At 62.0% G+C, this 12,103-nt stretch carries 9 protein-coding genes; 7 read left to right on the top strand and 2 right to left on the bottom strand.

Annotation, left to right across the window (positions count from 1 at the left end):
* Positions 1 to 143 precede the first annotated feature (143 nt).
* The 6 genes from B2V21_RS14935 (at position 144) to B2V21_RS14910 (ending at position 7,864) form a co-directional block, all read left to right on the top strand.
* Positions 144 to 1,208, top strand: coding sequence for an ABC transporter substrate-binding protein (locus tag B2V21_RS14935; protein WP_286917259.1), 1,065 nt, complete (start codon positions 144 to 146; stop codon positions 1,206 to 1,208).
* A 12-nt stretch (positions 1,209 to 1,220) separates the two neighbouring features.
* Entirely contained in the window at positions 1,221 to 2,285 is a 1,065-nt protein-coding gene (locus B2V21_RS14930; RefSeq protein WP_286917258.1) for an ABC transporter ATP-binding protein, read from the top strand.
* Positions 2,282 to 3,985 (top strand): ABC transporter permease subunit, encoded by a 1,704-nt coding sequence (locus B2V21_RS14925; protein ID WP_286917257.1) that lies wholly within the window; start codon positions 2,282 to 2,284, stop codon positions 3,983 to 3,985. The genes B2V21_RS14930 and B2V21_RS14925 overlap by 4 nt, the downstream gene beginning before the upstream one ends.
* Positions 3,986 to 3,988: 3 nt before the next feature.
* Positions 3,989 to 5,530 (top strand): AMP-binding protein, encoded by a 1,542-nt coding sequence (locus tag B2V21_RS14920; RefSeq protein ID WP_286917256.1) that lies wholly within the window; start codon positions 3,989 to 3,991, stop codon positions 5,528 to 5,530.
* Between the two features lie 105 nt (positions 5,531 to 5,635).
* On the top strand, positions 5,636 to 6,433 hold the full coding sequence (locus B2V21_RS14915; RefSeq protein WP_201782759.1) for an IclR family transcriptional regulator: 798 nt from the start codon (positions 5,636 to 5,638) through the stop codon (positions 6,431 to 6,433).
* Between the two features lie 120 nt (positions 6,434 to 6,553).
* Entirely contained in the window at positions 6,554 to 7,864 is a 1,311-nt protein-coding gene (locus B2V21_RS14910) for a substrate-binding domain-containing protein (protein ID WP_376787056.1), read from the top strand.
* Between the two features lie 606 nt (positions 7,865 to 8,470).
* On the opposite strand, the gene treS is transcribed toward B2V21_RS14910, so the two are convergent.
* Positions 8,471 to 10,534 (bottom strand): maltose alpha-D-glucosyltransferase, encoded by a 2,064-nt coding sequence (gene treS, locus B2V21_RS14905; RefSeq protein ID WP_122742838.1) that lies wholly within the window; start codon positions 10,532 to 10,534, stop codon positions 8,471 to 8,473.
* 187 nt (positions 10,535 to 10,721) lie between these two features.
* Between treS and B2V21_RS14900 the strand changes: the two genes are divergently transcribed.
* A complete protein-coding gene (locus B2V21_RS14900; protein ID WP_167649305.1) occupies positions 10,722 to 10,880 on the top strand; it encodes a hypothetical protein in 159 nt (52 codons plus the stop codon).
* A 116-nt stretch (positions 10,881 to 10,996) separates the two neighbouring features.
* Here B2V21_RS14900 and B2V21_RS14895 read toward each other — a convergent pair whose 3' ends face one another.
* Positions 10,997 to 12,016, bottom strand: coding sequence for a branched-chain amino acid aminotransferase (locus B2V21_RS14895; RefSeq protein WP_090358426.1), 1,020 nt, complete (start codon positions 12,014 to 12,016; stop codon positions 10,997 to 10,999).
* Between the last annotated feature and the right edge of the window lie 87 nt (positions 12,017 to 12,103).

The following is a 12,103-nucleotide window of genomic DNA, read 5'->3' as shown; positions in this document are numbered from 1 at the left end:
AGAGACCCGCTCCCACAGGGTCCTCTCCCACAGATCGCACTACGCACGGCGGCGGCCATGTACCTACCCCGGCTTTATGCAACACCTTGACTGCCGACGTCCTGACTACCCAACGATCCATTCGTTTTTTGTAGGAGACTGTCATGCACACACCTTCCAACCCCGGACGCCGTCAGTTGCTCAAGGCTGGTGCCACCGTCGCTCTGGTCTGCGGTCTGCCCAGCGTAGTCCGCGCCGCCGACAAGCAGATCATCGTTTCCGATCCCGGTGGCCCCTACACCGAGGCCTACCGCAAGGCCTTCTACGACCCTTTCGAAAAAGCCACCGGCATCAAGGTCATCAGCGTCGCCCGCGAATCACAACCCGTGGCGCAGTTTTCGGCCATGGTGAAAACCCGCAACTATGTCTGGGACGTCACCACCCTGACCATCTCCGCCGATATCCCCTACCTCGAAGCCCAGGGCTTTCTCGAACCCATCGGTCTGTCGGCCAGTGAATACCCCGACCTGTTGCCCGAAGCGATCACTCCCAACTTCCTGGGCGTCGATGTGTACTCCACCGTGCTGGCCTACCGCACGGACACCTTCAAGAATAACAAGGGCCCGCAGAGCTGGGCGGACTTCTGGAACGTCGAGCAGTTTCCCGGCCGTCGCTGCCTGCGCCGCAGCCCCTTGGACACGTTGGAACAGGCACTGCTGGCCGACGGCGTCGGCCTCGACGAGCTGTACCCGATGGACGTCGACCGCGCCTTCAAGAGCCTGGACAAGATCAAACCGCACATCGACCTGTGGTGGACCTCCGGTGCGCAGGCGATGCAGGCCATCCAGAGCGGCGAAGTCGACATGATCTCGGCCTGGAACGGCCGCGCCCAGGCGGCCATCGACAATGGCGCTCCGGTGCAGATCGTCTGGAACCAGGGGCTGTATTCCATCGAGGGCTGGGCGATTCCCAAGGGCACGCCACACGCTGACATGGCCAAGCAGTTCGTGCGCTTCTGCGCCGATGCCAAGCGCCAGTCCGATTTCACCGACACGCTGGCCTATGGCCCGACCAACCGCAAGTCGTTCGAGTTCATCGCCCCCGAGCGCGCAGCGCTGTTGCCCACTGCGCCGCAGAACCTGGAACACATGCGCCTGCCCAGCCCGGCCTGGTGGGCGGAGCACCGCACCGCCGTGACCGAGCGGTTCAACGCCTGGATCTTGTCGTAAGGGAGTCGATGCATGAGCGTGAAACTTGAAACCCGTGGCCTGGGCAAGACCTATGGTCAGTTCGTCGCCCTGCAGCCCACCGATGTGCAGGTGCGCGAGGGCGAGTTCCTGACCCTGCTCGGGCCTTCGGGCTCGGGCAAGACCACCTTGCTGCAGATGATTTCCGGATTGGTCCCGCCCGACAGCGGTCAGTTGCTGATCGATGGCCAGGACGCCACCCACATCGCCCCCGGCAAGCGTGGCATCGGCCTGGTGTTCCAGAGCTACGCGCTGTTTCCGCACATGAGCGTGCGCGATAACGTGGCCTACGGCTTGCGCATGCGCAAGTACCCCAAGGCCGAGGTCAGCCAGGCAGTCGACGATGCCCTGTCCATGGTGCGCATGGAAGACTTCGCGCATCGCTACCCGAACGAATTGTCTGGTGGTCAGCAGCAACGCATCGCCCTGGCGCGCTGCTTCGCCTATCGACCCTCGATCATCCTGCTCGATGAGCCATTGGGCGCGCTGGACAAGAACCTGCGCGAGCACATGCAGCTGGAAATCCGCCGCATGCACAAGGAGCTGGGAGCCACGTTCATCTATGTCACCCACGATCAGGAAGAGGCGCTGACTCTGTCCGACCGCATCTGCCTGATGAACCGGGCGCGGATCGAGCAGCTGGCGACGCCAGAAGAACTGTACGATCGCCCGGCCACACGCTTTGCAGCCGAATTCATCGGCCATTCCAACCTGTTGCAGGGCCAGCGCGACAGTGCTGGCCACCTGCAGGTCGAAGGTCAACGGCTGGACCTGACCGGATGCGCCGGGCACCAGGCGCCCAGCGCAGGGACCGAAACGTTTCTGCTGATCCGGCCCGAAGCCGCGCGCCTCACCGACCCCGCCGCAGGCCTGCTGCAAGGCACCGTGGATGAATGCGTGTTCCTGGGCAGTGATACCCGCGCCTTGGTCCGACTGCCCTCGGGCAATCGCTTCAGCGTGCGCTGTTCGCGCGACCTCAGCCCCCGCATCGGCGACCCGGTGGGCATCGCCTGGGACCCGACCCGGGCTACCCTGCTGCCCGCGCAGGCCGTGTCATGAGCTGGCGCAAGGGCCTGATTCCGGCCATCCCCGCCCTGCTGTTCCTGGCGCTGTTTTTTCTGTTGCCGGTCGCGGAAATGCTCATGGGCAGTTTTCAGAACACAAGCGGCGAGCTGAGCCTGGGCAACTTCGAACGGATCGCCTCGACCCCGGTATATGCACGCGTATTGGGCATCACCTTCTGGATCTCGGCACTGACGGCATTACTTTCGGTACTGCTGGCCTACCCCGTGGCTTACCTGCTCACGCGCCTCTCGCCCATGGGCCGCGAGCGCTGGTTGCTGTGGATCATGCTGCCGTTCTGGACCAGCTACCTGGTCAAGACCTACGCATGGATGCTGCTGCTGTCGCGCAAAGGACTGCTGACCACACTGGCCGCCGATGTGCTGGACAATCCATCCGGATTGGTCCCGGCACTTTCCGGGGTGCTGATCGGCATGGTTCATTCGATGCTGCCGCTGGCGGTGATCACCCTGCTGCCGATCATGCGCAGCATCGACCAACGCCTAGCGCCCGCCGCGCAGACCCTCGGCGCCAGCGGATCGATGAGTTTCTTCAGCATTTTCCTGCCGCTGTCGGCGCCGGGCATTGCCGCCGCTGGGCTGTTGGTATTCATCACCAGCCTGGGCTTCTTCATCGTGCCTGCGCTGCTGGGTTCGCCACGGGAAATGATGGTGGCGCAACTGGTGATTTCCTCGGTGCTCGACCTGTTCGACATGAACTTTGCCGGCGCCCTCTCGGTGGTGCTGCTGGCCTGCTCGCTTGTGGTGTTCGTGATCTACGATCGCATCGCCGGGCTGTCGTCGCTGGGCGGCGAGGCGCCCAGGGAGCGCCAGTCCGGGCGCGGCCTGCAGATGCTGATCTGGCTCGGGCATCTGTTTTCCGGCAAGGGCAACGCTCCCCGGCGCAGTGGCGACGGTGTGCTGCTCACGGGCTACAGCGTGTTGTTGGTCATGCTGTTGATCCTGCCAGTGCTGGTGGTCGTCCCGCTGGCCTTCACCAGCAGCCCGTTCATTGCCTTTCCACCCAAGCTGTTCAGCCTGAAGTGGTTCGAAGAATTCTTCACGTCCGCGGTATGGCAGGCGGCGCTGTTGCGTTCGCTGGGCGTCGGTGTGGCCACGGCCTTGTTGGCCCTGGTGCTGGGCTTTGGCGCGACCCTGGCACTGACACGGGTCAGCGCAGGTTGGCGCAAGGGCCTGTTCGCCCTGTTCATCGCACCGCTGATCGTGCCGCGCATCGTCATCGCCCTCGGCCTGCTCTACCTGTTTTCCCGGCTGGGACTGGCCGGCAAGGACATCGGCCTGGTATTGGGCCATACCGTACTGGCACTGCCCTATGTAGTGGTGACCCTGTCCGCGGCCTTCAAGCAATACGACTGGCGTCTGGATGATGCCGCGCGAATCCTGGGTGCCGGCGCATTCACTCGCCTGCGCACCGTAACCCTGCCGCTGATGTCGGCAAGCCTTGTCTCGGCATTCCTGTTGGCCTTCATCACTTCGTTCGACGACCTGACCATCGCCATCTTCGTCAGTGGCGGCATCAATACCACCTTGCCCAAGCAGATGTGGGACAGCATCCAACTGGCGCTGACGCCGACCCTGGCTGCGGTTTCCACCACCTTGCTGGTGTTCATCGTGCTGTTTGCCGTGGTCGCCCAATGGGTCTCACGGCGCTCCAATTCCAAACGTCAAGGGCTCTGAACGATGCATCCATACACTCGATTCTTCCCGCATCGCATCAGTCAGGATCAACTGACCACCGCACCGCTTATCCATGCTGGCCTGATGATCGATGACGACGCTGTACGCGTCACGTTCGAAGGTCGTTCCCTGACTACACGGGAATTGCGCCAGCGGGTCGCCGCGCTGCAACAGGTACTGGCCGAACGTGGCCTGCGGGCCGGACACCGGGTCGCGGTCATGCTGGGCAACAGCGACGACCAGATCGTATTGATCTATGCACTGATCCTCAGCGGCCTGGTGTGGATTCCCATCAACACCAAGCTGCGCGGGCCGGGCCTGGACTACCCTTTCGAACATGCGCGTCCGGACCTTGTGGTTGGCGACGTCGAGTTTGCCGAGCGCCTGGCGGGCAGTGCCGCAGGCCACCTTGACTGTGTCGACATCAACACGCTGCACGAGCAGGCGCTGGCCTGCCCGGCCGCAACACTGCGCCTGGAAGACAGCGCGACCGACGCCACGCTCTGTGTGATCTACACCTCTGGCACCACCGGGGCGCCCAAGGGCGTGGTGTTCACTCATCGCATGTTGCGCATCGCCAGTGAAGCGGTATTGCAGGTCGCCGACGTCAATGCCGGCGATCGTCTGCTGCTGTGGGAACCGCTGTGCCACATCGGCGGTGCACAGATGCTGTTGATGCCCTTTCTGGCCGAGGTCAGCCTGAACGTGGTGCAGCGGTTTTCCGCAAGCAAGTTCTGGGCGCAGTGCGTGCAAGTGCAGGCCACGCAATTGCACTACCTTGGCGGGATCATCGATATCCTCATGCAGCAACCCGAACAGCAGTGGCCTGCCCACCACGCTCTGCGCACCTTGTGGGGCGCGGGTGTCAGCCTGGCCAACTGGGCGGCGATCGAGCAGCGTTTCGGCTGCAAGCTGCGCGAATGCTATGGCATGACCGAGTGTTCCAGCTTCGCTACCTTGAACCGCACCGGCAAGCCCGGCTCGATCGGCCGCGCCTTGCCATGGCTGAGCCTGGAACTGCTGGACCCCTACGGCAAGCCCGTCGAAGTCGGGCAATTGGGCGAAATCGTACTCGCCAGCGAGGTCGACGGCGTCTTTCTGCCCGGCTACCTCGACAACCCGGAAGCGACGGCCAGCGCCTTGCGCGACGGCCGCCTGTTCACCGGAGACATGGCTCGCATGGATGCCGAGGGCGACCTGTTCTTCGTCGGTCGTCGTACCGACAGCATGCGCGTGCGGGGCGAGAACGTGTCTGCCTGGGAGGTGGAGCGGGTGTTCAGTGGGCATCCAGCGGTGCAGGCCTGCGCCGCGATCGGGGTCGAATCGACGGTCGGCGAGCAGGAAATCCTGCTGTACGTGCAACTGCAGACCGATACCCCCCCGGACTGGCCAGCCGTACTCGAATGGGCCGCTCGCCGGTGCGCCTCCTATCAATTGCCACGCTACTACCGGCAAGTGGAGGGGTTCGAGTTGACCCCCAGCGAACGCATCAAGAAACACCTGCTGCCCAAGGACGCCAGCCTGGCCTGGGACAGCCGCAGTTGAATGCGGGACCAGGCCCGACTTGCACGGTAACGTTCTAGTGAATAGCGATAGAAAGTACCAGGCATCTGCCGGATAATCGGTTTTTTTCACCACTGTGTTGCGTTCATGGCCCGTACCCCAAAGACCCCACCTGCCGATCCCACGGCCTCCTCGCTCTACGTGCAGTCCGTCGACAAGGCCATGAAAGTGCTCATGGCCTTCGACGGCAGCCAGCGCCAGTTGTCGCTGTCCGACATCGCCGCACTGACCGGCATGGACCTCAGCGCTGCCCAGCGCTTCACCCACACCCTGGCGACCTTGGGCTATCTGAACAAGGACAGCAGCAAGAAGTACGAGCTGTCGCCGCGGCTGCTGGACTTCACCTATCACTACTTGACGTCCAGCGAACTGGTGACCCGCGCCGCACCCTATCTGCAACAGTTGAGCGCGGACACCGAAGAGGCGACCAACCTGACGGTGCTCGACGGCACCGACATCGTCTACGTGCAACGCATCGTCAGCCGGCACGTGTTCAACGCCAGCGTCATCATCGGCACTCGTCTACCGGCCTGGTGCACCGCGCCCGGTCAGGCGTTGCTGGCGACCTACAGTGACGATGAAGTGAACGATATCTTCGACCGCAGCCAGTTCGTCCAGCACACACCGGCTACCATCACCGATCGCGGGCAGATCTGGGCCAGCATCGAGCAGATCCGCCAGCGTCGCTATGCGCACACCGAAGACCAGTTCTTCTACGGCGATGTTTCCACCGCGGCGGCCATCGTCGATGGCAACGGCCGCGGGATCGGCGCGGTGAATCTGGCAGTCTCTCGCTCGCGCTGGGTCCCGGAGCGCGATACCAAGCGCTATGCCGATCTGGTGATCAGCGCGGCATCGTCGATTTCGGTGAAGCGCAAGGTGTGAGTCAGATGCTTCTGTAGGAGCGGTCATCGGCCGCGAACGACGCGCGCAGCAATAGCGGCCGTCATCGCTCTGCAACACGACTGACTTAATCTGCGAGGCTTCCTGACCCGGTAATTCGCCATGCACCGTCTGTTTTTCATGCTGTGCATCCTGAGCCTGTGCAGCGGCGCCCTCGCGGGCCCGGATACGTTGCGCATCCAGGGCTCCAACACCCTCGGTGCGGCGCTGCTCCCAGCCCTGGTGCGCGGCCTGCTCGAAGCCCGCGGCCTGCAGGATATCCAGACGTTCACCCCTGCTTCGGGCGAACAACTCATCACCGCGCACGAGCCGAATGGCTCACCGCTGCGCTTTGCCATCGCCGCCCACGGTTCCAGCACCGGCTTCGACGGCCTGCTGGGCGGCCAGGCAGACCTGGCCGCTTCATCCAGACCGATCAGTGACCTGGAACGTGCCCGACTGGCGCCTCTGGGTGATCTGACCAGTTTCGCCGCCGAACACGTGATCGCCATCGATGGCGTGGCGGTCATCGTTCATCCGGACAATCCCCTTCGACAACTGACAACGCAGCAGCTTGCCCAGGTGTTCAGTGGCGAGATCGACGACTGGCGCGTGCTCGGTGGCCGTGGGCCGATCCATGTACTGGCCCGGGACGATCGCTCGGGCACGTGGGAGACTTTCCGCGACCAGGTGTTGAGCCCTTATGGCAGCCAACTGAGCAGCCACGCGCTGAGACTGGAATCCAGCGAGCAATTGTCGGATCGGGTCAGTGCCGATCGCCAAGCCATCGGTTTCATCGGCCTGGCCTCGGTGCGCAAGGCCCGAGCCCTGGCGATCGTCGACGGTGCCAGCCAGCCCATGGCGCCTACGGTCAGCTTGATCGCAACCCAGGACTATCCGCTGAGCCGACGGCTCTACCTGTACAGCGCGCCCACACGTCCCTCGCCCTGGGCCGACGCGCTGATCGCCTTCGCCCAGAGCGAAGCGGGCCAGGGCATCGTCGCCAGCCAGGGATTCGTGGCGCAAACGGTAAAGGCCATGAGCGTCCCGACTTCGCCCGACATGCCCCTGCTCTATCGGCAACTGGCCCGTGACGGCCTGCGCCTGTCGGTCAGCTTTCGCTTCGCCGAGGGCAGCGCCACGCTGGATAACAAAGCGTTGGCCGATGTGGTTCGGGTGCAGGACTACCTTGGCCGTCATGGTTTGCTGCAGAAAAAAACCACGCTGGTGGGTTTTGGCGATGCGAAGGACGATCCCGCCCGCGCCGTGTTGCTGTCTCGGCTCAGAGCCATGGCGGTGCGCCGGGAGCTGGTCAAGGCCGGCGTGGTGGTGCGCGACATCCAGGGCCTGGGTGCGCAGCTGCCGGTGGCGACCAATGCGGTCGATGAGGGGCGAATCAAGAATCGTCGGGTGGAAGTGTGGATCAACCCATAGCCGTCAGGGTGTCACCTGTGCGGCACCCGGACACAAAGTGTTACCGGTCCTGCCGATGGGGAACGCGAAGCGGGTAACATGGGAACAAATCTGCGTCACTCTGTCGCACCACGCTTACGCAGAAATCCTAAGCCATTGATTATAAAGATATTTAAAAAGTTGGCACGCACCCTGCTATAACTTACGTACAACAATAACAACAACGCGACAAACCAATAACAACAAGACGAAACGACTCTGACATAACAAGAACAAACGCGACAGAGACGTAGCTAACAGATTTTTTTGGAGAAGATGGGCTTTTCAGGGGCTTGCCCCGCAGCCAGGTAGAGAACAACAAAACTACGTTCAGTAGCTACCCACTGGTTGGATCGATGATGAAAGCAGATCAGCGCTCAAAAAAATACGTTTGCTCTTGATCCCGCATGGGGATCGCACAACACGCGGTACGGGTCACGACCAACAACTACAACAACAAGTCGCCCCTTAATAATAAAAACAGAGCATGCAGAAAAAACCTTGAGGGGAGCCTAGGCTCCCCTCAGTGCTTTCCGGGATTTGCTTTCCAAGCGCCGATGCGAGGTCCGCATCGGCGCCAGCAACCGATCAGATCGGCGAAGCACTCACCACACGCAGGGCCAGGCCCTCATACGGGTCCAGAGTGATGGTGAATTCACCGTCTTCGGTCAGATCGCCCTCGACCCGCTCGTTGATGATGTCCACCACCGGACCTGCCGCGATCCCTGGCAGATGCAGGGTCTCCACGATCGGCTCGTTGCTGAAGTTCAACGCTGTGATCTGCGTGCCTTTGCCCGCTGGCAGTTCATGGACCATCAGCAACAGCCCGGGATGCTGCACATCCGGGATCAGAATCTGCTTGCTGGCTGCAATGTCGTAGGCACGCCGCACCGCCAGAATCTTCTTCAACTGCGAGGCAAAACTGTCTGGACGCTGCAACTGGTCGACCAGATTGCCGTACAAGGTCTTCGGACGCGGCATGTTTCCAGCGGAGAACTCTGCGGTTGGATCAAGGCCCACCAGGTCGTATGCGCCACGGTGGATCCAGCGCGTGTCACCATCTTCCATCAGATGCGCGACTTCTTCGGCCGGCAGAGTCAGAGCGCCGACCAGGTCCCAGCCCGACAGGGCGAACACGCCAGGCTGCATCGCGTTGTACATCACCAGCAGCAGGTGAATGTGCTGGATCTGCTTGATGTCCTGCTCGGTGATGGCTTCCAGGTCACGAATACCCAGGGCCGCCGTGATGATGCTGGCGGTGGTGCAGGAAACCCCGTTGGTCACGAACTTAAGGTTATAGGGCGCGTGCTCACCGGCCAGGCGCTCGTACATCTCTTCGCGGATGTGCTCGCGCAGAATGTTGCCGGGGAAGGTCTGGCCTTGGTACAGGTAGGTATCGTGAGCGTGAAGGGTCCAGAAGTGCACCAGCTCCAGGGTCAACTCGTCGTGATTCTGCAAAGCGTGAATCAGTGAAGCCGGGTCGATACCGAAAGCATGCACTTGCCGCAGCATCAGCCGCAGGAACTCGGTGTTGCCCAGCAGCAACGCATGTTGATAGGCCGGACGAGTGATGAAGTCGTAGGACAGGTCCGCGCCGCCGTGGGACATGGAGGCGATATCGTCGATGGTCAGGTTCAGCTCCTGAAAGCTGAAACCCCCGGCCTTGCGAATGGCACCGCCGAGCAATTGGTTGCCGTTGACCGACAGCGGATGGCTTTCGGACCAGGCCGGGCCTTCGGCACGCCGCTCGACTCCCAGGAAACCGTTGGCGTCCAGGCGCAGGATGCGCGCGCCCATCACGTCGATGGAATGCAGGGCATCGCCAATGATCATCTGCTGCGCGGCGAAGGTCGGGTCCAGCCAGTTGAGTGAAGGCTGACCTTCCTTGAAGTAGTGCAGGTACACCCAACGCCGGGGCTTGCCGTCCACGCCGACCACCACCGGGGTGGCGCTCCAGTCGGTTTCCTTGACGCCCGGTTCGAAGAAGATCACCCGCTGCAACTGGCCAACAATGTAGTGCTTGTCCTTGAGGATGTCGCAGACTTCCGGGGTCAGGTTGACCGCATCACGACCGGCCGGCACTTCAGGCAACAGCCCCCAGTCCTCCTCCTTGATCTCGACCATGTGGTAGAGGCCTGGATAGTCCGCATGGGCCATTTCGGCCAGACGAAAATCCGCACCTTTACCAGTGTGCGAGGGGATCGCATCGTCGATGACCACGGCATTGTGCGCGGCGGCCATGCGGCTGAGCTGGATCATGTCGGCTTCGGTGCCCAGTTCAGGGTCGATGTCGAAGCTCATGCGGTCGAAGTTGCCGTCCACGCTGGGCGTGCGTTCACGTCCGCGCAGGCCACCGGAGAGCTTCAACGGCCCATTGTGAATGCCCTGAATACCAATCTCGGACAGCGCATGCCACAAGGTTTCGTCACCCAGGGCCTGCAACACCGAGCCCTCTTCGCGGGTCACGATGGAAGCTGGGTAGGCAGTGAACCACACCGAAGCAATGGCGGAGGCGTCCCGAGGTCTGGCCTGGGCGTAGGGTCGCTGCCACAGCCGTGCCTGTCCGGCGTACAGCTTGGCGCGCTGTTTGGCCGTGTGCAGCATGGACTGGTCGACCAGCCATTGGATGTAGTCCTTGTCCGGCGTCGTCATCGTTACTTGCCCTCGAAAAGTGTCCTACATTGAGAGTACGACGGAAGGTTATCGTTGCATCCGTCGCGGATTTCCCTGAAGGCGCCCGCTGACCTGATCCGACATTCGGTATAAAGCATTGTGCCATCAGGCCGATACAGCATTGGCAGGGGATTCTCCCTGCGCGGGCGATCAACAGGAGAGACCCATGATTACCTTTCTGCTGGGCTGGTGCGCACTGTCCGTTCTTGCGGCTATCGTCTTTGTCGGACTGATACGCGCGGACAAGCGACGCGAAGTACAGGCCATGGAAAAAGCGCGTACATCGTACGATCGCGTTTTCTTTCAGACACGCCTGTTGGGGTGAGCTAGCCGGATTTCGACCGTAGCGATGCGGCTGGAAAAAGAGGCGGTTGCCGCTCGAGCGAGCGGCGGCGGGATACGGGGCAAGCCGAGCGCCAGATGCCGGCCTGCCCTGAAGCATCAGACCTTGACGATCCAACCCTCGGGTGCTTCCACGTCGCCGGCCTGAATGCCGGTCAATTCCTTGTACAGGCGCTGGGTGAACGGCCCCACTTCTTCCTGGCTGTAGAACACGTGCAGCTTGTCCTTGTATTCGATACCCCCGATCGGGGTGATCACCGCCGCGGTGCCGCAAGCACCGGCTTCCTTGAACTGGTCGAGCTGATCGATCAGAACGTCACCTTCGATCACTTTCAGGCCCAGACGCGATTGCGCCAGTTCGATCAGCGACAGACGGGTGATGCCAGGCAATACCGACGGCGATTTCGGGGTCACGAACTCGTCGTTCTGGGTAATCGCGAAGAAGTTGGCCGAGCCCACCTCCTCGATCTTGGTGTGGGTCTGTGGATCCAGGTAGATGCAGTCGGCGAAGTTGGCCTTCTTGGCGTTGGAGCCCGGCATCAGGCTGGCAGCGTAGTTGCCACCGACCTTGGCGGCACCGGTGCCGTTGGGCGCAGCGCGATCGTAGCCGGAGATGACGAAATCGTGCGGCTTCATGCCGCCCTTGAAGTAAGGGCCGACCGGAATGCAGAAGATCGAGAAGATGAACTCGGGTGCGGTGCGCACGCCGATGTTGTCACCCACGCCGATCACGAAAGGACGCAGGTACAGGGCGCCGCCGGAGCCATAGGGCGGAATGAAGCGCTCGTTGGCCGCGACCACTTTGCGGCAGGCTTCGATGAACACCTCGGTGGGGACTTGCGGCATCAACAGGCGACCACAGCTGCGCTGCATGCGCAGAGCGTTCTGGTCAGGGCGGAACAGGTTGATCGAACCATCCTTGCAACGGTAGGCCTTGAGGCCCTCGAAGCACTGCTGCCCATAGTGAAGTGCGGTAGAGCCTTCGCTGATGTGCAACACATTGTCTTCGGTCAGGTTACCCTGATCCCATTCACCGTCGCGCCAGTGCGACAGGTAGCGCAGATCGGTCTTGATGTAGTCGAAACCCAGTTTGTCCCAGTTGATGCTTTCGTGACCCATGACACCCTCTACCCTTTGGCGATCGCCTGAACAGCACAGGCTTTTACGAATGGACACAACAATACTGCATTTGCCTGCCCCGCGCAG

This window comes from Pseudomonas sp. UBA6276, assembly GCF_002438365.1.
Classification (GTDB): Bacteria; Pseudomonadota; Gammaproteobacteria; order Pseudomonadales; family Pseudomonadaceae; genus Aquipseudomonas; species Aquipseudomonas coleopterorum.
The sequence above is the reverse complement of the archived record's forward strand: the minus strand, read 5'-3'. Positions and strand labels throughout refer to the sequence as shown.